This is a genomic window from Pseudomonas sp. THAF187a, from assembly GCF_009363395.1.
Lineage (GTDB): Bacteria > Pseudomonadota > Gammaproteobacteria > Pseudomonadales > Pseudomonadaceae > Aquipseudomonas > Aquipseudomonas khazarica.
In genome coordinates this window covers 4,778,971-4,801,227 of sequence record NZ_CP045349.1, presented here as the reverse complement: position 1 = coordinate 4,801,227, position 22,257 = coordinate 4,778,971, and the positions used below count along the sequence as shown (strand labels likewise).

Here is a 22,257-nt window from a genome sequence, read left to right as displayed (position 1 = left end):
TACTTGCGTCGCCAGCCAGACCAGAGACAGGCTGCAGAGACTGACGAGGACGGTGGGAATCCAGCTGGCTTGGGTGGTGGTCTGAGCGTTCACGTTCACACTCCATCGAGCAACGGGAGCGGGTATTGGCTACCCGGTCATGGCTGTCAGGATGGTCTGTGAAGGGCTATCCGGGCATCGTCTGATTCCGGTGATGGCATAAGGCTATTCCGGTTTTCTGTAGGAATTTTCCTACCTCGACAGCTGCTCCGTCAGGGCGAAGCGGATGATGTCGGCATTGCAGCTGAAGCCCATCTTCTCCATCAGGCGGGTCTTGTGGGTGCTGACGGTCTTGTTGCTGATCGACAGGTGTTCGGCGATCTGATTGACGCCCAGGCCATCGGCGAGCAGGCGCAGGATCTGGAATTCCCGGTCCGACAGGCTGTGCAGGCCACTGTTGCGCTCCTCGGCGTTGGCGAAGGCCAGCTGTTCGGCGATGCGCGGGTCGAGATAGCGCCCGCCGTTGGCCACCTTGTTGATGGCCGCGAGCAGGGTTTCGGCGTCGTGGTCCTTGGTCAGGTAGCCGCTGGCGCCGGCACGCAGGGCGCGCTGGGCGATCTGCGCTTCGTTGTGCATGCTCAGCACCAGGATAGGCAGCCTGGTGTAGTGCCCGTGGATCCGCGCGATGAGGTCTTCGCCGCTGATGCCGGGCATGCTCATGTCCAGCAGGACCAGGTCGACCTCGGTGCTGCGCAGGCGCTCGAGCACCTGGCCGCCGCTCTCCGCTTCCGCGACCACCTGCAGGCGGCTGTCGAATTCGATCAGCTGCTTGAGCCCGTTGCGCATGATGGTGTGGTCGTCCGCGATCATGATGCGGGTCATGAGTCCTCCTTGGCCGGCGTGATGGGCAGGCTGGCCTGTACCGTGGTGCCTTGTCCGGGATGGCTGAAGATCACCACTTCGCCGCCGAGGCTGGTGCCGCGTTCGCGCATGCCGGCGAGGCCCAGGGAGCGCGTGTTGACGGCCGACGGGTCGAAGCCGCGCCCGTTGTCGGTGATATCCAGCTGGTAGACGTCGTCGAGCCGTTCCAGGCTCACCACCGCCCGGCTCGCGCCGGAATGGCGGGCGACGTTGTTCAGCGCTTCCTGCACGATGCGGAAGGCGGTGGTCGCCTGATCGTCGCTGAGGGCCGGTTCGTCGCTGTGCGTGGTCAGTTCGCACTCGATCCGGGTGTGCTGGCGAAATTCGCTGGTCAACCACTCCAGGGCCGGGTACAGGCCCATGTTGAGCACCGCCGGACGCAGGCTGGTGGCGATGGAGCGCACCACCTGAATGGTTCGGTCACAGAGCTGCATCAGCCCGTCGACGGCATTGTCGAGACCGGGCGCCTTGGCGCCGAACTGCAGGTGCAGCATGGAAATGCCCATGCGCAAGGCCGTCAGGTGCTGGCCGAGTTCGTCATGGATTTCCTGGGCGATCAGCTTGCGTTCTTCCTCCCGGGCCGACTCTCGTCGGGTGGTCAGGTCGCGCAGTTGCTGGTTGCTCTGCGCCAGGCGTCGTTCGGCCTTGCGGATGTTGGTGATGTCCCTGGCCAGCGAGAGCACGCTGGTGATGGCGCCTGAGGCGTTGCGCTCGGGCACCAGTTGCACCAGGTAGTGGTGTTGCAGGTCGGCGGGGCCGTCGATGCCGTGAATCAGCTCCTCCTCGAGCGAGTCGCCGCTGAGGGCGACCTCGCGCACCAGGTCGGCCATGATGTCGACCTGGGAATTGTCACCGAAGGCATCGCGCGCGGGACGCCCGCGTGCCTCCACCAGCGGCAGCCGGCACAGGGCTTCGAGGGCCGGGTTGGCGTAGATCAGGCGGAAGTCCGGGGTCAGGCGGCCGACGGCGTCGTGGGTGTTCTCGATCAGCGCGCGGAACTGGCGTTCGTTGTGCAGCAGGGTGTCGGCCAGGCGCTGCTGTTCGGTGAGGTCATGCAGGAGTGCCAGGCAGTAGCCCCGGCGATCGTAGTAGAAACGGTTGAACCTCACCGAGACGTGGGCGCGGGTGCCATCCACGGGGTGGTTCAGTTCCAGCTGCACCGGGCCCTGGCCCTGCATCAGCTCGCGCAGGTCTTCATTCGAGTGCAGGGCCAGGGGCACCAGCGCCTGGCCGATGTTCTGTCCCATCAGGTACTGGCGGCCCTGGCCGAGCAGGCGGCTGGCGGCATCGTTGAGGTAGCAGATGTTCAGGCCGTCATCGAGCAGCAGCGCACCGTCGGTGGTGTAGTCGAGGGCGAAACTGAGCAGGTAGGCCTGCTCGGCCCGCTCCTGCGTGGAGCGCGTCGGGGTAAAGCGGACCAGGAAGTGATCGATGCCGCTGTCCGCTTGCGACACCCAGCAGACGCTGGTGTGCAGCCACTTGTAGGCGCCTTCCTGGCTGTGCAGGCGCAGCTCGCCGCAGGCGATGTCGAGCTGCTGGCGACGGGCACGCTCCAGTGCGTAGTCGAAGGTGTCGCGGTCCTGTGGATGCAGCCACTGCGTCAGCGGCTTGTTGCCGTGCTCGCCGACCAGTGCCTGCAACGCCGGGTTGCTGTACTGCAGGCAGCCACGGACATCGAGCAGACCCAGGCCGAGGGGGGCGGACTGCCAGGCCGCGCTGAGCAGGGACTCTTCCGAGTGCTTGTCCTTCAAGGCGTTCCTCCAATGAGCGACCTGTCCAGTATGGGTCAGTTTCTCGATGAAGGTGTGCCAGGCAGGGCCAGGCTGCGCGGCCGGGGCATTCAGCCCGGGATGTGCGCAGCCTGGCGTGGCTCGCCGGGGCTCAATGCGGTATCTCGATGCCGCGCATGCGCTCCGCACGCCGGCGCAGCAGTTCGATGGTGACCAGCAGAGCGATGGAGACCAGGATCAGCAGGGTGGCGATGGCCAGGATGCTCGGATTGATCTGCTCGCGCAGGCCGGAGAACATCTGCCGGGGGATGGTGCGCTGCTGCGGGCCGGCCATGAACAGGATCACCACCACTTCGTCGAAGGAGGTGATGAAGGCGAACAGCGCACCACTGATCACGCCGGGGCGGATCAGCGGCATGATCACGTCGAAGAACACGCGCACGGGCCGGGCGCCCAGGTTCAGCGCCGCCCGCGCCAGGCTGTAGTCGAAGCCGGTGAGCGTGGCCGTCACGGTGATGATGACGAAGGGCGTGCCCAGCGCCGCGTGCGCCAGGATCACGCCCAGGTAGCCGCCTGCCAGCCCCAGGTCGGAATAGAAGAAGAACATGCCGGCTGCGGTGATGATCAGCGGCACGATCATCGGCGACAGCAGCAGGGCGGTGACGAAGCGCCTGAAGGGCATCTCGTCACGCGCCAGGCCCACCGCCGCACAGGTGCCCAACACCGTGGCGAGGAGGGTCGAGAAGATGCCGATGATGAAGCTGTTCTTGATCGCCAGCAGCCATTTCGGATCGCTGAATATCTCCCGGTACCAGCGCAGCGAATAGGCCTCCGGGTCGAGGGTGAGCATGCCTTCGGTGAAGCTGAAGAACGGCTCGGCGTTGAACGACAGCGGCACGATCACCAGGATCGGCAGGATCAGGAACAGCAGCACCAGCCAGGAGCCGGCCTTGAGCAGCCAGGTGCCGAGGTGGTGCCAGAAGCCGTAGTAGGCGGGGGTCTTCATCGCGTCCTCATCCCAACTTGATATTGCTGGCGCCGACGAAACGGTCGTACACCCAGTACAGCAGCAGGATCAGCCCGAGCAGCAGCGAGCCGAGCGCGGCCGCCAGCTCCCAGTTGTTCGAGCGCTGCATGTGGAAGGCGATGATGTTGCTGATCATCTGCCCGTCGGTGCCGCCGACCAGGGCCGGGGTGATGTAGTAGCCCACCGAAATGATGAACACCAGCAGCGCGCCTGCGCTGAGGCCGGGCAGGGTCATCGGGAAGTAGATGCGCACGAACGCGGGGATCGGCTTGTCGCCGAGGCTCAGGGCCGCGCGCAGGTAGCTGGGGTCGATGCCGCGCATGACGCTGTACAGCGGCAGGATCATGAACGGCAGCAGGATATGGGTCATCGCCACCACCGTGGCGAACGAGGTGTAGAGCATCTCGATGGGCTGGTCAACCAGACCGAGCCCCACGAGGAAGGAGTTGATCACGCCGTTGGTCTGCAGCAGGGCTATCCACGAGGTGGTGCGCACCAGCAGCGAGGTCCAGAACGGCAGCAGCACCAGCACCAGCAGCAGGTTGGCGCGGTTCGACGGCAGCCCCGCCAGGTAGTAGGCCAGCGGGTAGCCGAGCAGGGCGCAGAGCAGGGTGATCACCAGCGCCATGTTCAGGGTCTTGGAGTACAGCTGCAGGTAGATCTGCGTGTCCTGACGCACCTGGATGCCCGTCTCCGGGTCCAGCTCCAGGTCGAGGGCCGTCAGGTAGTAGTCGTAGGTGTAGACCTTGCCGGCGCGCGCGATGGCGTACCACAGCTCGGGTTTGGCCCAGTTGCGATGGGCCTGCATCAGGGTCTTCACGCCCTGGCTCGGCAGCGCGTCGGCGTCGAGGCGCCCGACCCGGCGGGCACTGGATTTGACCACGCTGGACATGCCGGCGTAGGCGCGGTTGAACTCTTCGGCGAGCTTGCCCGACAGGCGCTGCTGGTTGAGCGCGTGCAGTTCGCCGACGAAGACCTGCAGGGTCTGCTCGTCCGGCAACTGCTGGTGATCGTCCCAGCGCTGCAGTTCGGTCAGGGTCTGCGGAATCAGTTCGGCCACGGTCGGGTGGTACACGCTGCGCCACAGCATGGTGCCGATCGGGGCGACGAAGGTGACGATGATGAACAGCAGCAGCGGCGCCACGAAGAGGAACGCGGTGAGGCGTTTCCGGCGACGGGCGCTGGCGGCTTGGCCGGCTTCGCTGGTGGTCAGGGATGACAAGGCATTACTCCGATTTCAGCATCTCTCCCATTGCGGCGAGGCGCCGTGGCGAGGGCCCCGGCCGCGAGCGACGCGGCTGGAACCCTCCCACGGCAGGCCCGGGGAGAGCAGGGTCTGGCGCTTACTTCAGCAGCCACTCGTTGAACTTCTCGCCCAGCGACTCGCCGTAGTCGGCCCAGAACTCGGAGCCGGCCTGGATGCCCTGGTCCAGGTGCGCGGTCGGCAGGTGCGGCGCGGCGCTCTGGTCAGCCAGCGGCATGGACGACTTGCGGGTCGGGCCATAGGCCACGTCCGGCATGCCGGCCAGCGGTTTGGAGCCGGTGGCGAACTTGATGAACTCCATGGCCAGGTCCTTCTTCTTCGAACCCTTGACGATGGCCCAGGCGTCGAGGTCGTAGACGTGGCCGTCCCAGACGATCTCGAAGGGTTTCTTCTCCTGCACGATGGCGTCGTAGAAGCGGCCGTTGGCCGACTGCACCAGCACCGCGCCGCCGTCGTTGAGCAGTTGCGGCGCCTGCGACCAGGAGTCGAACCAGACGATGTCCTTCTTGATGCTGTCGAGCTTGGCGAAGGCGCGTTGCTGGCCTTCCGGCGTCGCCAGCACTTCGTAGACGTCCTTCGGTGCCACGCCATCCGCCATCAGCGCCCACTCCATGTTCACCTGCGGGCGTTTGCGCATGGCGCGCTTGCCGGGAATCTTGCCGGTGTCGAAGAAGTCGCCGATGCTCGCGGCCTTGGTGCCACCGATGGTGTTGTCGTTGTAGGCGAACACCACCGACCAGACGATGTTGCCCACCGCGCACTCGCTGGCGAGGGCTTCCGGGATGAAGTCCTGGTCGGCCGGGGTGCCGTCGATGCCGGCCGGCAGCACGCTGTGGTCGACGGTCTCCAGCAGGCCTTCGGAGCAGGCGCGCTCGAGGTCGATCACCTCGAAGTCGACCACATCCCACTGGATGTTGCCGGACTCGACCTGAGCCTTGATCTCGGCGACACCGCCGGAGTAGTCCTCGAACAGTACCTTGACCCCGGACTCGGCCTGGTAGGGATCGATGACGTGCTTCTTCTGCGCCGCCCCGTAGGCACCGCCCCAGGACACCACGGTGAGGCTGTCCTGGGCGGTGGCGTTGCCGGCGGTGAGCCCCAGTGCCGCCACCAGGGCGAAGGTGGAAACGCTGGTAGTCAGTGATCTAGCCATTGCTGTGCTCCATTTGCTTCTACTAGTTGTGGGTGGGGACTGCAGATCGATCCAGCGCCTGGCTGTCTTCCGGCAGCCAGGTCAGGGCGACCTCTTCCTGAGTGCTCAGTTGCGGGGCTGAACTGTCGTTCAGGTTCTTCACCACCAGCTCGCTGCCACTGGCGGTCTCGAAGTGGTAGCGGATGTATTCGCCGACGTAGTGGCGGGTGATGAAGCGCGCCTTGACCTGGTTGCCCCCGCCGCCGAGGCGGTCGATGAAGCTGAGCTTCTCCGGGCGTACGGACACCGTGGTGGCCTGGCCGACCTCGCTGCAGTTGGCCTTGAGCGTGCTGACCAGGCCGCCGTCGTCGAGGCGCACCTGCACGCGATCGTCAGCGACCGACTCGATCACTCCGGACAGCTTGTTGCTCTCGCCGATGAAGTCGGCGACGAACAGGTTGGCCGGGCGCTCGTACAGCACGTGGGGGGCTGCGCACTGCTGCACCACGCCGTTGTTGAACACGGCGATGCGGTCGCTCATGGTCAGTGCTTCGGTCTGGTCGTGGGTCACGTAGATCACGGTGAAACCGAGCTGCTCATGCAGGCGCTTGATCTCGTACTGCATCTGCTCGCGCAGCTTCTTGTCCAGCGCGCCGAGCGGCTCGTCCATCAGCACGATGTCCGGTGCGAAGATCAGCGCGCGGGCCAGCGCCACGCGCTGGCGCTGGCCGCCGGAGAGCTGGCCAGGATAGCGGCCGCCGAAGGCCTGCAGCTCGACCAGGGCCAGGTACTGCTCGACCTTGGCGCGAATCTCGTCCTTGGGCAGCTTGCGGATCTTCAGCGGGTAGGCGAGGTTCTCGCGGATGGTCATGTGCGGGAACAGCGCGTACTGCTGGAAGACCATGCCGATGTTGCGGTCGTAGGGCGCGATGCTGGTGACGTTGCGGCCGTTGATCAGGATCTCGCCGCTGGTCACGTCTTCGAAACCGGCGAGCATCATCAGGCAGGTGGTCTTGCCCGATCCGGAAGGGCCGAGCAGGGTGATGAACTCGCCCTTGGCCACGTTGAGGTTGAAGTCCTTGACCACCAGGGTCTTGTGATCATAGGTCTTCTTGACGTTGGTGAATCGCAGGAACGCTTCGTTCCCAGCTTGCGCAGTCATAGTCCTCCCCATTGCCCGCAATATGGAGCCAGCTCGTGACCGAGGCTCCAACACCTGAGTCGATTCGTCCCTGTCGTGTGGGGCGATCGTTATGTCGATAACCAAAAGCAATAAGCAAGCCAGCCGATGAACGGTCATCTGCTAGCGCTCTGCCATGCAGGTTGAAGACTAGCTCAGGCAGCGCAACACGCGAGGAAGGTGTGGGGAGAGGTAACAGCGTGGCGAGGCGGGGGCACCTGCCGAAACGCACTCGGCAGGTGCAGGTTGCTCAACTGTTGGGCAGCAGGCGAACGGTCAGGCTCTTGATGTAGCGGGTCTCGGCGATGGCCAGGTGCACCGGGTGGTCGGGCCCCTGGGCGCCGCGCTCGAGCAGCTGGATATTGCGATCCAGGTGGCGTGCGCTGGTCAGCAGGATGTTCTGCAGGTGGTCTTCGTCGAGGTGCATCGAGCAGCTGGCGCTGACCAGGATGCCGTCCTTGTTGAGCATGCGCATGGCCGTTTCGTTGAGGCGGCGATAGGCGGCCTCGCCGTTCTTGATGTCCTTCTTGCGCTTGATGAAGGCGGGCGGGTCGGCGATCACCACGTCGAAGCGTTCTTCGGCGGCCTTCAGTTCACGCAGGGCGGCGAAGGCATCGCCCTCGACGCAGGTGACGTTCTCGCCCACGCCGTTGAGTGCGGCGTTGCGCTCGACACCGTCGAGGGCGAACCCCGAGGCGTCGACGCAGAACACTTCGCTGGCGCCGAAGGCGGCGGCCTGCACGCCCCAGCCGCCGATGTAGCTGAACAGGTCGAGCACGCGCTTGCCCTTCACGTAGGGCGCCAGGCGCGCGCGGTTCATGCGGTGGTCGTAGAACCAGCCGGTTTTCTGCCCGTCGATCACCGGGGCTTCGAATTTCACCCCGTTCTCTTCCAGCGCGACCCACTCCGGCACCTCGCCGTAGACGGTCTCGACGTAGCGCTGCAGGCCTTCGGCGTCACGCGCGCTGGAGTCGTTCTTGAACAGGATGCCGCTGGGCTTGAGCACCTGGATCAGCGCGGCGACGACGTCGTCCTTATGCGCTTCCATGGTCGCCGAGGCCAGTTGCACCACGAGGATGTCGAAGAAACGGTCGACCACCAGGCCCGGCAGCAGGTCGGAGTCGCCGTACACCAGGCGGTAGCAGGGCTTGTCGAACAGGCGCTCGCGCAGGCTCAGGGCGACGTTGAGGCGATGCACCAGCAGCGACTTGTCCAGCACGTGCTTGACGTCGCGCGACAGCAGGCGGGCGCAGATCAGGTTGTTCGGGCTCATCGCGACGATGCCCAGCGGCTTGCCGCCGGCCGCTTCGAGGATGGCCTGGTCGCCGGCGGCGAAGCCGTGCAGCGGGGTGGCGGCGACGTCGATCTCGTTGCTGTAGACCCACAGGTGGCCGGCGCGCAGGCGTCGGTCGGCGTTGGCTTTCAGGCGCAGGCTGGGCAGGGAGGGCATGAGTTCGGGCTCCGCAGATAAAAGAGCGGAATTATAGCGGGTTGCGCCTGCGCCCGCTGTTTACAAAAGTCTGCTGCTGGCCGGGTCGGGCTTTGGCTAAACTGTGGCGTACTTCTCACTTCGTACGTGCGTGCCATGGCCTTCGAACTCTCCGCCGAACAGATCCAGCAAGCCCTGCAGGGCATCAGTGTGCCGCCGCAGCCGCAGATCATGGTGGATCTGCAGATGGAGCAGATCATGCCCAACCCCGATCTGCGCACCATCGCCAAGCTGATCAGCCAGGACCCGGGGCTGTCCGGTGCGCTGCTGAAGATCGTCAACTCGGCGCATTTTGGCCTGTCCAACCGCATCGCCTCGATCCAGCAGGCGGTCAACCTGCTCGGTTGCAACACGGTGATCAATCTGATCAACGCGCAATCGATCAAGGGCGAGCTGACCGATGAGGCGATTCTGGTGCTCAACCGCTTCTGGGACAGCGCCCAGGACGTGGCCATGACCTGCCTGACGCTGGCCAAGCGCCTCGGCTACCAGTCGCCCGACGAGGCCTACAGCCTGGGTCTGTTCCACGATTGCGGTATCCCGCTGATGCTCAAGCGCTTCCCCAACTACATGGAAGTGCTGGAGGAGGCCTACGCCAGTGCCAGCGACGAACGCCGGGTGGTGGATACCGAGAACCGCATGCTCACCACCAACCATGCCGTGGTGGGTTACTTCACCGCACGCTCCTGGCGGTTGCCGGAGCACCTCTGCGAAGTCATCGCCAACCACCACAACGCGCTGTCGATCTTCAGCGACGAATCCTCGCGCGATGCGCAGCTCAAGACGCTGCTGGGCATCCTCAAGATGGCCGAGCACATCTGCGAGTCGCACCGTGTGCTCGGCGGGCAGGCCGTCGACCTGGAGTGGCAGTACATCTCGCAGCCAATCCTGGAATACGTGGGCCTGTCCGAGTACGACTTCGAGAACCTGCGCGAGAGCATTCGCGATCTGGCGGTGATGTAGCCAGGCGCCCCATGGCGGGCGGGCAGCGCCGCTCGCCGTGGCGCTCTACCGTTCTGCCTGTCGCTCCTGCTAAGGTGGCGCACCGCCGTTGTCCTGTCCTGCTGCCATGCCCGAACTGCCAGAAGTCGAAACCACCCGTCGCGGCATTGCGCCGTACCTCGAAGGCCAGCGCGTCACGCGCGTCATCGTGCGCGAGCGCCGTCTGCGCTGGCCCATCCCCGAAGACCTGGACGTGCGCCTGTCCGGCCAGCGCATCGAGTGCGTCGAGCGGCGCGCCAAGTACCTGCTGATCAAGGCCGAAGTCGGCAGCCTGATCAGCCACCTGGGTATGTCCGGCAGCTTGCGCCTGGTCGAGTGCGGCCTGGCCGCGGCCAAGCACGAGCACGTGGATATCGAACTGGAGTCGGGCCTGGCCCTGCGTTACACCGACCCGCGTCGTTTCGGCGCGCTGCTGTGGAGCGACGACCCGTTGCGCCACGAGCTGCTCAGCAAGCTCGGCCCCGAACCGCTGGGCGGTCTGTTCGACGGTGAGCGCCTGTTCCAGCTTTCTCGCGGGCGCAGCATGGCGGTCAAGCCCTTTATCATGGACAACGCCGTGGTGGTCGGGGTGGGCAACATCTACGCCACCGAGGCCCTGTTCGCCGCCGGTATCGACCCACGGCGCGAGGCCGGGGCGATCTCGCGGGCGCGCTACCTGCGCCTGGCCGAGGAGATCAAACGCATTCTCGCCCACGCCATCGAGCGGGGCGGCACCACCCTGCGTGACTTCGTCGGCGGCGACGGCCAGCCTGGCTACTTCCAGCAGGAACTGTTTGCCTACGGGCGCGCTGGCGAGTTCTGCAAGGTCTGTGGCAGCACCCTGCGCGAGGTGAAACTGGGCCAGCGCGCCAGCGTGTACTGCCCCAAGTGTCAGCGCTGAGACGCTGACGGCGGCTGGCCGGATAGCCTGCGGCGGGTAGCCTGATACCCAGAACAAGAACAAGAGGTCGATCGATGTCCGCTAACTACCTGCCGCCCAACCCGGCTGCCGAATGGCTGGGACGCAGCGTGCTGAAACTCCTGGGCTGGCGTATCGAGGGGGCGCTGCCGAAACTCGACAAGTTCGTCGCCATCGGTGCCCACCACACGTCCAACTGGGACTTCGTGATCTTCATCGCACTGAAATTCGTGCTGCGCCTCAACGCCCGCTGGTTCGGCAAGCACAGCATCTTTCGCTGGCCGTTCGGTGGCCTGATGCGCGCCTGGGGCGGTATCGCCATCCGCCGCGAGCGTCAGCTGAACACCGTCGAGCAGGCCGTACAGGCCTTTCGCGAGCATGACGAGTTCATCCTGGTGCTCTCGCCCGAGGGCACGCGCAAGAAGGTCGAACGCTGGAAGATGGGCTTCTACCACATCGCCCAGGGGGCTGGCGTACCCATCGTCCTGGCGGCGCTGGATTACCAGCATCGCCGCGTGGTGATCGGCCCGACCTTTCAGCCCAGCGGCGACGAAAAGGCCGATCTGGCAGCCATGCTGGCGTTCTTCCGGCCTTATGTACCGAAAAAGCCGGAGTACGCGTTTCATGGCGATTGACGTCCGTCACGCTGACAATTGCCAATGCGCTGTTATAGTTACTGGCACTTTCCCGAAAAACCTGAAGGATCGATCCATGAAAGCGTTCCGCACAACCGCTGCTGTCCTGGCGCTGACCTCTGGCCTGCTGGCGCTGCCGGCACAGGCGGAAGTGGTTCAGCAGAACGCCAGCGGCGACCCGATCTACTCCGTGGAAGCCCCGAAGGGCTACGCCATGGTCGGTGACCTGGTCATCGCCCGCCCGCTGCTGATCGGCGCGACCGCCATCGGCGCTGCGGCCTTCATCGTCAGCCTGCCGTTCACCGCACTGGGCGGCAACGTCGGTGAAGCCGCACAATCCCTGGTGGTCGAGCCGGGCAAAGAGGCGTTCGTACGCTGCCTCGGCTGCACCAGCAGTGGCTACAAGCAGGACTGATCCGCTGTAGGCTCCTGTATACGGCCCCTCGCCTCGGTTTCGAGGCGAGGGGCCGTTTGCGTTTGTACACCGCTAAAAGGATGGAACGGTGCCGATGAAGTACCTGCGCTGGGTGATGCTGTGTCTGCTGGTCGTGGGGTTGATCGCCTCGTTCTGGTTCAGCCAGGGTTGGTTGCAGTTGTGCGCCGGCCTGGCGGTGTTCCTGTTCGGCATGCAGTGCCTGGAGGAGGGCCTGCGCCAACTGGCCGGCAGCAAGCTGGAGCAGATCCTCGCGCGCAGTACCTCGACGTCCTTCAAGAGCCTGCTGTTCGGCATCGGTGGCACGCTGCTGCTGCAGTCCAGCACCCTGGTGTCGCTGCTCACCATCGCCTTCATCAGCACCGGGCTGATCCAGCTGGCCGGCGGCATCGCCATCCTGTTCGGCGCCAACCTGGGCGCCACCAGCGGCATCTGGCTGCTGGCGCTGGCCGGGCAGAACCTCAGCCTCAGTCCCCTGGCGCTGCCGCTGCTGGTCTTCGGCGTGCTGGCCGGTTTCTTCGGCACCCGGAGCAAGGCGGCAGGGCGCATCGTGCTGGGCATTGCCTTCATCTTCCTCGGTATCGACCAGATCAAGGACGGCTTCGCCAGTTTCGGTGACCTGGACATGACCGGCATGCAGGCGGGCGGGCTGGCAGGCGCACTGCTGTTCACGGCCATCGGCATGGCCATCACCGTGGTGCTGCAGTCCAGCCATGCGACCCTGATGCTGACGCTGGCGGCCCTGGCCAGTGGTCAGCTGGAGCTGGGACAGAGCCTGGCCATCGCCATTGGCTCGAACGTCGGCAGCAGCGTGACCACGGCGTTCGTCGGCTCCCTGGGCGGCAACCGCAGCGGCCAGCGCCTGGCCCTGGCCCATGTGCTGTTCAACATCACCACCGGGACACTGGCCTTCTGCCTGCTCGGGCCGTTGACCTGGCTGGTGCACGCCCTGGCCGAACCGCTGGGGCTGGGCGACAACAGCCTGATCCAGCTGGCGATGTTCCACACCCTCTTCAACGCCATGGGCGTCGCCCTGTTCTGGCCATTGCAGGAGCGCCTGGCGCGCGTCCTGATTCGCTGGTTGCCGGAGCGCGCCGAACCTCAGGTACTGATCACCGAGCTGCTGCCCGAGCAGGTCGTCGAGCCCCAGCGCACCCAGGCCCGCTACCTCAGCGAGCGCGCACTGGACTCGGTCGAGGCCGCTTCCGGGGCCGTGGTGCAGGAGCTGGGGCACCTCGGGCGCCTGAGCCTGGAGGTGATCTGCCACGCCCTCTACCTGCCCGTGGACCAGCTGGCGCGCTCGCGGGCCGACGAGCAGCTGCTGCAGGCCAAGCCCTCGCACGCCGGCTTCGATGCCGAACACCTCTACCAGTTTCATATCAAGGGCGTTTACGGCGACCTGCTGAGCTTCATGGGGCGCATGGAACTGCCGATGGACGAGGCGCACCAGCAGTTCTGGGTGAGCTGTCAGCTGGCCGCGTTGCAACTGGTGGATGCGGTCAAGGATGCCAAGCACCTGCAGAAGAACCTGGGGCACTACCTCGATGCGCCGCCATCGGCGGTGCGCGATGCCTACGTGGAACTGCGGCGCCACCTGCTGACGACCCTGCATGAGGTGCGCGAACTGGCGCGCAGCGATCTGCCCGAGGATGTCTGGCAGTCACGCCTGCGCTGGCTCGACGAGCAGGCGGCGGGTTTCGATGCGGGCTTCCGCCAGCGGCTGTTCGCCGATGTGCGTAGCGGACGTCTGGACGGCCTGCAGACCAGCTCGCTGATGAACGACCTGGGCTACGCCAGCCGCATCTTCCAGAGCCTGCGCAACGTGCTCATGCTTGGCAGCGAGCAGGCGCTGTTCCGCGAACTGCGCCAGTTCGGCGACGAGCAGGAAAGCCTGATCAAGCTCTCGTAGCGGCCCGCCCCTCGTACAGCGCACGGGCTCCGTGCGAGGGGCTTCAGTCGCGCTGGCGCCTGTGCTTACTCGCTCGCCGGCACCAGCGCCTCACCGATCCCGCGCGGGTCGCTGGCCGCCTGGACGTCGCCACTCACCTTGTTCCAGAACAGCACCTGCTGGTTGCCGTACTGCCGATCCAGGCGCTTGAGCTGGTAGCCGCGTTTCTGCAGCTCGGCGATCTGCTCGGCGCTGAAGGTGTCCGGCTCGTGCTCGATCACATCGGGCAGGAACTGGTGGTGGTAGTGGGCCACGGCCGGCCAGCGCTCGATGGGCTGATCGTCCAGGTACTCCAGCATCGACAGCAGCACCATGCTGGGGATGCGGCTGCCGCCGGGGGTGCCGAAGGCGGTGAATTCGTCGTTGCTTTCGAGGAAGCTCGGGCTCATCGAGGACAGTGGGCGCTTGCCGCCGGCGATCGCGTTGACTTCGCTGCCGGCCAGGCCATAGGCATTCGAGCCCTGCACGTCGGCGGCGAAATCGTCCATTTCATCGTTGAGCAACACACCCGTGCCGGGCACGGTGAAGGCGGCGCCGAACGGCAGGTTGACCGACAGGGTGGCGGCAACCGAGTTGCCCTGGGCGTCGAGTACGGCGAAGTGCGTGGTGTGGTCGCCTTCATGCCAGGTGCCGGCCGGTGGCAAGGCGGAGCTCGGTGTGGCCTGCTCAGGGTCGATGCTGCCGGCCAGCACGGCGAGGTGGCCGGGCGAGAGCATCTCCTGCAGCGGATTCTTGACGAAATCCGGGTCGCCCAGCAGAGCGCGATCACGGTACGCCCGGCGCAGGGCCTCGACCACATAGTGCACGCGCTGCACCGGTTCGGCCTCCTGCCAGGGCAGTTGCTGGAGTATCGCCAGGCTCTGGGCCAGCGCCACGCCGCCTGCCGAGGGGGGCGGCGCGCTGATCAGCTCGTGGCCGTCCTCGAGGCGAAAGCGCAGCGGCTCGCGGCGCGCCACGCGGTACTCGCGCAGGTCGTCGAGCGTCCAGATACCGCCGGCCTGGCGTACGCCTGCGGCGAGGCGCTCGGCAATCGGGCCCTGGTAGAAACCGGCGCGGCCGTGATCGGCCAGGGCCTGCAGGGTGACGGCCAGGTCCGCCTGGCGCAGCAACTGGCCTTCGGCGGGCACGTCGCCCTGGTCGAGGAACAGCTTCGCGCTTTCCGCATCGTCACGCAGCGCGGCCAGGCGCCAGGTGGCCCGTTCGCGGTAGACACGGTCCACGGCAAAGCCTTCCCTGGCCAGGCGAATGGCCGGTGCCAGGCTGGTTTTCAGCGGCAGGCGCCCGTGATGCTCGGCCAGCTCCACCAGGGCGGCCGGCAAGCCGGGAATGGCGGCGGCCAGTGCGCCATTGAGCGACAGCTCGCGCTGCACCTTGCCGTCGCGCACGTAGAGGTCCGCCTTGGCCTCCAGCGGCGCCCGTTCGCGTGCATCGATGAAGTCGTAGCGGGGCGTGTCGCCTGCAGTGCGCAGGAGGAAGAAACCGCCGCCGCCCAGGCCGGAGCCGTAGGGCTCGACCACGGCCAGCGCAGCGCTGGCGGCGACGGCAGCATCGAAGGCGTTGCCGCCAGCGTCGAGTATCTGCTTGGCGGCCGCAGTGGCGGCCGGGTGAGCGGTGGCAATGGCGGGCTGGTGCGGTGCTGCCTGGGCCAGCAGGCTGGCGCCGAGCAGCAGGGTCGATAGCAGGAGGTTGCGCAACATGCGATCTACCGGGGCGGCTGAAGGAGGCTGCAAGCTTAGCAGCCCTGGCCTGGCGATGGGCGATGCGCAGCCGCCACGGACGGCCTGTCGCCTCCCGGGCGGGGAGGAGGGATCAGGCCTTGCCGGTGATGATGCGGTACTTCTGCATCAGTTCATCCTTGCTCTCGACGTTGTTCTCGTCGAGCGGGATGCAGTCGACCGGGCACACCTGCTGGCACTGGGGCTCGTCGTAGTGACCGACGCACTCGGTGCACAGGTTGGGATCGATCACGTAGATCTCCTCACCCTGGGAAATGGCGCCGTTGGGGCACTCGGGTTCGCAGACGTCGCAGTTGATGCAGTCGTCGGTGATGATCAGGGACATGAAAACAACTCCTGTCGAGGCGACGCCGCGACACTGGCAGACAACGATGAGGCGAATTGTGCCGGATCGCTGCGTCTTGTGCCATTAGCTCGGCCGGTTGGGCGCTTTGCGCCCCTCTCCCGAATACAGGAGAGGGGGCGGGGAGAGGGTAGGGAACGTGGCGCCGCTTTGCCCCTCTCTCATGAATGGGAGAGGGGCATCCGACAGGCGTGAACGGCCGGCGCTTATTGCTTGCGGAAGCGCTCGTTCAGGGCGTCGGCGACGGCCGGATGGACGAACTTGCTGATGTCACCACCGAGCGCGGCGATCTCGCGGACCAGGGTCGAGGAGATGAAGGAGTACTTTTCCGACGGGGTCAGGAACAGGCTCTCGACATCCGGCGCCAGTTGCCGGTTCATGTTGGCCAGCTGGAACTCATACTCGAAGTCCGACACGGCGCGCAGGCCGCGCAGGAACACGTTGGCGCCCTGTTCCTTGACGAAGTGCGCAAGCAGGCTGGAGAAGCCCACGACTTCCACGTTGGGCAGGTGGCTGGTGACCTCGCGGGCCAGCTCCACGCGTTGTTCCAGCGGGAACAGCGGGTTCTTCTTGGGGCTGGCGGCGACGGCGATGATGACGTGATCGAACAGGCGCGCAGCGCGTTCGACCAGATCACCGTGGCCCTTGGTGATGGGGTCGAAGGTGCCGGGGTATAACACTCGATTCATCGGGACGTCCTGGCGGGTCGAAAAGGAGTCGGATGGTAGCGCAGCGCATCCCGGCGGCCAAGCCGCAGGGATGCGCCGTCTGTTCCTGACTCAGGGACGGTGCGTCTAGCTCGGGCTTTTCAGGCGCTCGGCCAGGAGCGTCGCCAGTTTCGCCGTGAGCCCGTAGATCGACAGCTGCGGGTTGGCACCGATGCTGGTGGGGAACAGCGAGCCGTCATGGATCGACAGGTTGGCCAGCTGGTGGTGCCGGCCGAGGCTGTCCACCACCGCCGTCTGCGGGTCTTCACCCATGGCGCAGCCGCCCATCACGTGGGCGCTGCCCAGGCGCGTGCGGTACAGCGCCAGGTCGAGGTTGTCGATCATCTCCCGGGCCTCGCGCCAGGTGCTGACGAAGCGCGCATCGGCATGGGTCGGCATCACCGCCTTGGCGCCGGCGGCGAACTGGATCTCGGCCATGGTCAGGAAGGCCCGGCGCACACCGTCCCAGGTGTAGTCGGTCATCTGGTAGTCGAGCACCGGGCTGCCGTCGCCGCGCAGCTCCACGCGCCCTTCGGCGCTGTCCGGGTGGAAGCCGTCACGCAGCAGGGCGAGCATCACGTTGGTGTAGGGCAACTGCTCCATGCGCAGGGCATTCTCGCGGCCGAATTCGCCGAGCAGGGTGCTGGTCAGCGCCGGTTGCAGCGGCGGCACTTCCAGTTTGTAGGACAGGCGCCCGGTGGTGCCGTCGTCCCACTGGAAGTGATCGGAATAGAGCGACTGGGGTGCGCCGTAGAAGGGGTTGATCACTTGCTCGAACTGCGCGGCGGAGAAGTTCACCAGGTGCAGGTAGGTCCGGCGGCCGATGCGCTGGTGCGGGTCCGGCGCTGCGGAACGCAGCAGGATGCCGGGGGTGTTGATGCCGCCGCCGGCCAGCACGTAGTGCCGCGCCTTGACGCGGATGCGCTTGCCGTTGGGTGCCACGCAGCGCGCATCCATGCCCAGGCAGTCGAGGCCGACCACCTGATCGCCTTCGATCACCAGCTTGTCGGCGCGGGCCAGGTAGAGCAGCTCGCCGCCTGCCTCGAGAGTGGCGGGGATGGTGGTGACCAGCATCGACTGCTTGGCGTTGGTCGGGCAGCCCATGCCGCAGTAGCCGAGGTTCCAGCAGCCGCGCACGTTGCGCGGGATCACCGCCCAGTGATAGCCGAGCTTGTCGCAACCGGTGCGGATCACCTCGTTGTTGGCATTCGGCGGTACCACCCAGGGCGCGACCCCCAGGCGCTGCTCCATCTTCTCGAACCAGGGCGCCATCGACTCGACGTCATGGCCTTGCACGCCATGGGCCTCGGCCCAGTGCGCCAGGGTCTGCGCGGGCGTGCGGAAACTGCTGGTCCAGTTGATCAGCGTGGTGCCCCCGACGGCGCGGCCTTGCAGGATGGTGACGGCGCCATCCTTGCTCATGCGACCGATGCCTTCCTGATAGAGCGTCGGGTAGGCCTCGGCTTCCTGCATCTTGAAGTCATCGCTGGTCTTCAGCGGGCCTTCTTCGATCAGCAGCACCTTGTAGCCGGCGGCGCTGAGGATCTCCGCCGTGGTCCCGCCGCCGGCACCGCTGCCGACGATGGCGACATCAGCCTCCAGCGTCAGGTCGTTTTCCAGACGCGAGCCATCATGGGTTTTCCAGCCTTTGGCCAGGCCTTGCTTGAACAAATCGGGTACGGGCATCGTTTTTCCTCGGGTCACCGAAACCTGCTGTGCGATCCGCGTGCGGCGTCAGCTCCTCGCCCGTGACTCGGCGTACTTCAGTACGGCCTCGCCACGTGCTGCGAGCCTTCCTTGCACTCGAATCGCTCGCTGCGGTTTCAGAGGCATCATTCTGATAATGGCGGTTGGCTGAATTCAGACGGTGGGCGGGCCGGGATAGCCGCAGTGCACCCAGGACTCCGGCCGGCCATACCAGGCCATCATCACCAGTTGCAGCAGCGAGGCATGGCCCATGCGCAACAGGCTCAGGCTGCTGTTCTGCCAGCGATCGAGGAAGTGCCGCACATCGTCGGCACTGGCGTTCTCCCAACTGCCCCAGATCCCGGTCAGCGGGCCGCGGGTGATGGTCAGTGCCAGCACGTCGAACAGCTGCACGGTGAGCTTCCGCATTTCCGGGGAGAAGTGCGCCAGGCCGTTGTCGATGCTGCGCAAGGTGCCCTCGACGGCCTGCGGCATGCGTTCGCTGGCGACGGCGCCGTCGAGCATGACCGGGATCAGCGCTCTGAAAAACGGCAGGTCGCTGCTGCGCAGGATCAGGTAGCCGCTGGCCGGCGTGCCGGCCGAGCAACCACTGAGCGTGGCGGTGAGTCCGGCCGTGCCGAGCAGCGCCGTGCCCATCAGGCCGACCTTGAGCAGGCTGCGCCGCGACAGCTGCGGCGCGTCTGGAGTGGTGTCGTTCATTGTTGTTATCACCAGGCGTAGAGCGGGCCAGGCCCGCGTTGATCAGCGCACGAACAGTTTGTAGACCAGCTTCTGGATCGACTTGCCATAGGGCGGGTAGATCAGTCGCGCCGCGTTGAAGCGTTGCTTGATGAACACCCCCTTGGCCTTGCTGAACGTCAGGAACCCTTCGTGGCCGTGGTAGTGGCCCATGCCCGACGGGCCGATGCCACCGAACGGCATGTCGTCCTGGGCCACGTGCAGCAGGGTGTCGTTCAGGCACACGCCACCGGAATGGGTTTCGTGCAGCACGCGCTGCTGCTCGTGCTTGTCGTAGCCGAAGTAGTACAGCGCCAACGGGCGCGGCCGCGCGTTGACGTAGGCGAAGGCATCTTCCAGGCGGTCGTATGGCACCACCGGCAGCAGCGGGCCGAAGATCTCGTCCTGCATCAGCTTCATCTCGTCGTTGACGTCCAGTACCAGACTCTGCGGCAGGCGCCGGCCCTGGGCTTCGGGGTAGAGCGGGACGATGCGTGCGCCCTTGGCCTCGGCGTCCTGCAGGTAGCCGTTGAGGCGTGCCAGCTGGCGCTCGTTGATGATCGCCGTGTAGTCCGGGTTGTCCTGCAGTTGCGGGTAGAAGCGCTGCACCACCTCGCGGTAGGCGCTGACGAAGCCTTCGACGCGGTCACGCGGTACCAGCACATAGTCCGGGGCCACGCAGGTCTGTCCGGCGTTGAGGGTCTTGCCGAAGGCGATGCGTTCGGCGGCGTCCGCCAGCGGCACCTCGGCCGATACGATGGCCGGCGACTTGCCGCCCAGCTCCAGAGTCACCGGGGTGAGGTTTTCCGCGGCAGCACGCATCACGTGCTTGCCGATGCTGGTGGCGCCGGTGAACAGCAGGTGGTCGAACGGCAACCTGGAGAAGGCCACGCCCACCTCGGCCTCGCCCAGGGCGACGCTGACCAGGTCCTCGGGGAAGATGCGCGCCAGCAGGTCCTTGATCAGTTGCGACGTGGCCGGGGTGGACTCGCTCATCTTGATCATCACCCGGTTGCCGGCGGCCAGGGCGGCGGTCAACGGGCCGATGGCCAGGAACAGCGGGTAGTTCCACGGCACGATAATGCCGGCCACGCCCAGTGGCTGGTAGATGACCTTGGCCGAGGCCGGCATGAACTGCATGCCGACGCTGCGGCGCGACGGTTTCATCCACTTGCGGATGCGCCGGGTCGCGTAGTCGATGCCATGCAGGCTCGGCATCAGTTCGGCGAGCAGGGTCTCATCAGCGGAGCGGTTGCTGAAGTCTTCGGAGATCGCCGCGACCAGGGCGTCCTGCTGCTGGACCAGCAGCTCGCGCAGGGCCTTGAGCCACTGGATGCGCTGCTCGGCTGACGGCATGGGGTTGGCGCCGAAGGCAGAGCGTTGCAGGGCGAAGGTGTTTTCCAGCTGGTTGATCTGCTGTTGGCTGTGCTGCAGGTAGGCGATGTCGGCGACCATGGGGATTCTCCTCGACGTTCCAGCTGGGCGTGGTTGCACGCTCCGATTCGACTGAACTGGATTTTTAGAGCAATTACTCTAATGTGTCAAATAGGATGCCGTGCGACGCTGTCCGCTGCACCCTAACCAAAGGTCAGCGAAAGCCTGCCGGTTGCACCGGGGGTAACACTTCGCCGGTTTCTGCCTGTACCTTTGCCTCTTTTCGACGTCGAGACCGAGCTGCGAGATGGCGCCACCCAAGACCCGCGATCGCATCGTTGCCGAGAGCCTGGCCCTGTTCAACAGCCAGGGCGAGCGCAATGTCACCACCAACCACATCGCCGCGCACCTGGGGATTTCGCCGGGCAATCTGTATTACCACTTCCGCAACAAGCAGGTGATCATCGCCGAGCTGTTCGCCCAGTACGAAACCCAGGTCGACAGCTTTCTGCGCCTGCCCGAGCAGCGCGCGCTCACGGTGGACGACAAGACCTTCTATCTGGAGGCGCTGCTGGCGGCGATGTGGCACTACCGCTTCCTGCATCGCGACCTGGAGCACCTGCTGGAGTCCGACGCCGAGCTGGCCGAGCGTTACCGCGCCTTCGCCCGGCGTTGCCTGGTTGGCGCGCAGTCCATCTACCAGGGGTTCGTCGACGCCGGCATTCTGCTGATGACCCCGGCGCAGATCGAGGCGCTGACGCTCAACAGCTGGATCATCATGACCTCCTGGGTACGCTTTCTCTGCACCGCCGGCGCCAACCCGGACAACCTCAGTCAGGACATGCTGCGCCGTGGCATCTATCAGGTGCTGGCGCTGGAAGGCGGCTACATAGCGCCCTCCGCACGCGAGGCGGTCGAGGCGCTGTACGGTCGTCTGCATGTGCCGCTGGAGCAGGTGCTGGGCTGATTGCCTCTCGTCTCCGGTCTCGGCAGGAGGGGCTACGCCAGCGCATGCCGCGTAGGAACGGCGTCGGTCGCGGTTATTCGAGGCTCGCCAGCCACTGTGGGATACGCCGCTCCAGGTAATACACCGGCTTGCGCGGGCAGCCTTCGACGAAGCCGACATGGCCGCCCCTGGCGTGCAGTTCGAACTCGGTGCCGGGCGCCAGCTCGCTGGCTTCGGGCAGGCTGTGGCGGAAGATGAAGGGGTCGTCCGCGGCCTGGATCAGCAGGGCAGGGGTGCGGATCGCGCCGAGGTAGAAACGGCTCGACGCGCGGCGGTAGTAGTCGTGGGCGTCGGCGAAGCCATGCAGCGGCGCGGTGATGCGGCCGTCGAAGTCCCAGAAGGTGCGCATGCCGTCCAGCGGTCCCAGCCGTTCCAGTACCGACAGGCGCTCGCCCTGGCCCTGCTCGGCGAACAGGCGCTGCTTGTTATTCACGTAGGCAACCATCTCGCGCATGAAGTGCGCCTGGTATACCCGCGAGAAGCCCAGGCCGATGCGGTCTGCGCACTGGTCCAGGCGAAACGGCACGGAGACCGCCACGGCGCCGCGCAACTGGCTCTGCGCGCCGCTTTCCCCCAGGTACTTGAGCAGCACGTTGCCACCCAGCGAGTAGCCGACCGCATACAGCGCTGCCATCGGCCGTTGCGCACGCAGGTGGGCCACGGTAGCGGCCAGGTCCTCGCTGGCCCCGGAGTGGTAGCCGCGTGGCAGCAGGTTGGGTTCGCCGGAGCAGCCGCGCCAGTTCAGCGCCACGCTGGCCCAGCCGCGTGCAGCCAGGGTCTGCTGCAGGCCCAGCACGTACAGCGAGTCGGAGCTGCCGGTCAGGCCGTGCAGCACCAGTACCAGCGGCGCGTGGGCGTCGTGCGGGCCATGCCAGTCGAGGTCGAGGAAGTCGCCGTCATCCAGCCACAGACGCTCACGCCGGCGCTGCAATTGCGGCGGCTTGCGGCAGAAGGGGTTCCACAGCGTCTGCAGGTGCGGGCCGGGGAGCCACCAGGCGGGCTGGAAGGGCGTCATGGAACTGTCCTGTC

Annotated in this window: 20 protein-coding genes; 6 read left to right on the top strand and 14 right to left on the bottom strand. The window is 66.0% G+C overall.

The window, feature by feature from the left end; all coding sequences use genetic code 11:
- Positions 1-231 precede the first annotated feature (231 nt).
- The 7 genes from FIV02_RS22420 to FIV02_RS22390 all read right to left on the bottom strand — a co-directional run bounded on the left by FIV02_RS22420 (position 232) and on the right by FIV02_RS22390 (position 8,683).
- Complete coding sequence (locus FIV02_RS22420) at positions 232-861, bottom strand: response regulator transcription factor (RefSeq protein WP_152489825.1); 630 nt, start codon at positions 859-861, stop codon at positions 232-234.
- Complete coding sequence (locus FIV02_RS22415) at positions 858-2,651, bottom strand: PAS domain-containing protein (RefSeq protein WP_152489824.1); 1,794 nt, start codon at positions 2,649-2,651, stop codon at positions 858-860. The genes FIV02_RS22420 and FIV02_RS22415 overlap by 4 nt, the downstream gene beginning before the upstream one ends.
- Positions 2,652-2,781: 130 nt before the next feature.
- Entirely contained in the window at positions 2,782-3,636 is an 855-nt protein-coding gene (locus FIV02_RS22410) for an ABC transporter permease (RefSeq protein WP_037056483.1), read from the bottom strand.
- A 7-nt stretch (positions 3,637-3,643) separates the two neighbouring features.
- The gene (locus tag FIV02_RS22405) at positions 3,644-4,879 is read right to left on the bottom strand and encodes an ABC transporter permease (RefSeq protein ID WP_152489823.1); all 1,236 of its coding nucleotides are present in this window, start codon (positions 4,877-4,879) and stop codon (positions 3,644-3,646) included.
- Positions 4,880-5,000: 121 nt separating this feature from the next.
- Positions 5,001-6,074: an ABC transporter substrate-binding protein gene (locus FIV02_RS22400; RefSeq protein ID WP_037056481.1), complete on the bottom strand. Its 1,074-nt coding sequence runs from the start codon at positions 6,072-6,074 to the stop codon at positions 5,001-5,003.
- A gap of 22 nt (positions 6,075-6,096) precedes the next feature.
- Positions 6,097-7,215, bottom strand: coding sequence for an ABC transporter ATP-binding protein (locus FIV02_RS22395; RefSeq protein WP_152489822.1), 1,119 nt, complete (start codon positions 7,213-7,215; stop codon positions 6,097-6,099).
- A gap of 268 nt (positions 7,216-7,483) precedes the next feature.
- Positions 7,484-8,683 (bottom strand): class I SAM-dependent rRNA methyltransferase, encoded by a 1,200-nt coding sequence (locus FIV02_RS22390; RefSeq protein WP_037056478.1) that lies wholly within the window; start codon positions 8,681-8,683, stop codon positions 7,484-7,486.
- Between the two features lie 189 nt (positions 8,684-8,872).
- Here FIV02_RS22390 and FIV02_RS22385 point away from each other — a divergent pair, with 189 nt between their 5' ends.
- The 5 genes from FIV02_RS22385 to FIV02_RS22365 all read left to right on the top strand — a co-directional run bounded on the left by FIV02_RS22385 (position 8,873) and on the right by FIV02_RS22365 (position 13,599).
- Entirely contained in the window at positions 8,873-9,685 is an 813-nt protein-coding gene (locus FIV02_RS22385; RefSeq protein WP_167494334.1) for an HDOD domain-containing protein, read from the top strand.
- Positions 9,686-9,791: 106 nt separating this feature from the next.
- Complete coding sequence (mutM, locus tag FIV02_RS22380; protein ID WP_037056476.1) at positions 9,792-10,604, top strand: bifunctional DNA-formamidopyrimidine glycosylase/DNA-(apurinic or apyrimidinic site) lyase; 813 nt, start codon at positions 9,792-9,794, stop codon at positions 10,602-10,604.
- Positions 10,605-10,678: 74 nt separating this feature from the next.
- Positions 10,679-11,257, top strand: a complete 579-nt coding sequence (locus tag FIV02_RS22375; protein ID WP_037056475.1) for a lysophospholipid acyltransferase family protein — start codon at positions 10,679-10,681, stop codon at positions 11,255-11,257.
- 76 nt (positions 11,258-11,333) lie between these two features.
- Positions 11,334-11,672: a hypothetical protein gene (locus tag FIV02_RS22370; protein ID WP_037056474.1), complete on the top strand. Its 339-nt coding sequence runs from the start codon at positions 11,334-11,336 to the stop codon at positions 11,670-11,672.
- A 94-nt stretch (positions 11,673-11,766) separates the two neighbouring features.
- The gene (locus FIV02_RS22365; RefSeq protein ID WP_152489821.1) at positions 11,767-13,599 is read left to right on the top strand and encodes a Na/Pi cotransporter family protein; all 1,833 of its coding nucleotides are present in this window, start codon (positions 11,767-11,769) and stop codon (positions 13,597-13,599) included.
- Positions 13,600-13,664: 65 nt separating this feature from the next.
- Here FIV02_RS22365 and ggt read toward each other — a convergent pair whose 3' ends face one another.
- The 6 genes from ggt to FIV02_RS22335 form a co-directional block, all read right to left on the bottom strand.
- A complete protein-coding gene (ggt, locus tag FIV02_RS22360) occupies positions 13,665-15,335 on the bottom strand; it encodes a gamma-glutamyltransferase (RefSeq protein WP_152489820.1) in 1,671 nt (556 codons plus the stop codon).
- A 112-nt stretch (positions 15,336-15,447) separates the two neighbouring features.
- Positions 15,448-15,699, bottom strand: a complete 252-nt coding sequence (locus tag FIV02_RS22355) for a YfhL family 4Fe-4S dicluster ferredoxin (RefSeq protein WP_004373873.1) — start codon at positions 15,697-15,699, stop codon at positions 15,448-15,450.
- A gap of 224 nt (positions 15,700-15,923) precedes the next feature.
- On the bottom strand, positions 15,924-16,406 hold the full coding sequence (gene coaD, locus FIV02_RS22350) for a pantetheine-phosphate adenylyltransferase (RefSeq protein WP_134676409.1): 483 nt from the start codon (positions 16,404-16,406) through the stop codon (positions 15,924-15,926).
- Between the two features lie 105 nt (positions 16,407-16,511).
- Positions 16,512-18,110: a GMC family oxidoreductase gene (locus tag FIV02_RS22345; RefSeq protein WP_152489819.1), complete on the bottom strand. Its 1,599-nt coding sequence runs from the start codon at positions 18,108-18,110 to the stop codon at positions 16,512-16,514.
- A 174-nt stretch (positions 18,111-18,284) separates the two neighbouring features.
- Positions 18,285-18,830: a twin-arginine translocation pathway signal protein gene (locus tag FIV02_RS22340; RefSeq protein ID WP_152489818.1), complete on the bottom strand. Its 546-nt coding sequence runs from the start codon at positions 18,828-18,830 to the stop codon at positions 18,285-18,287.
- A 42-nt stretch (positions 18,831-18,872) separates the two neighbouring features.
- Positions 18,873-20,303, bottom strand: coding sequence for a coniferyl aldehyde dehydrogenase (locus FIV02_RS22335; RefSeq protein ID WP_152489817.1), 1,431 nt, complete (start codon positions 20,301-20,303; stop codon positions 18,873-18,875).
- 226 nt (positions 20,304-20,529) lie between these two features.
- Between FIV02_RS22335 and FIV02_RS22330 the strand changes: the two genes are divergently transcribed.
- Positions 20,530-21,189: a TetR/AcrR family transcriptional regulator gene (locus tag FIV02_RS22330; protein WP_152489816.1), complete on the top strand. Its 660-nt coding sequence runs from the start codon at positions 20,530-20,532 to the stop codon at positions 21,187-21,189.
- 73 nt (positions 21,190-21,262) lie between these two features.
- Here FIV02_RS22330 and FIV02_RS22325 read toward each other — a convergent pair whose 3' ends face one another.
- Positions 21,263-22,243 carry a hydrolase gene (locus FIV02_RS22325; RefSeq protein WP_152489815.1) on the bottom strand — a complete coding sequence of 327 codons (981 nt, stop codon included), beginning with the start codon at positions 22,241-22,243 and terminating at the stop codon, positions 21,263-21,265.
- Positions 22,244-22,257 lie beyond the last annotated feature (14 nt).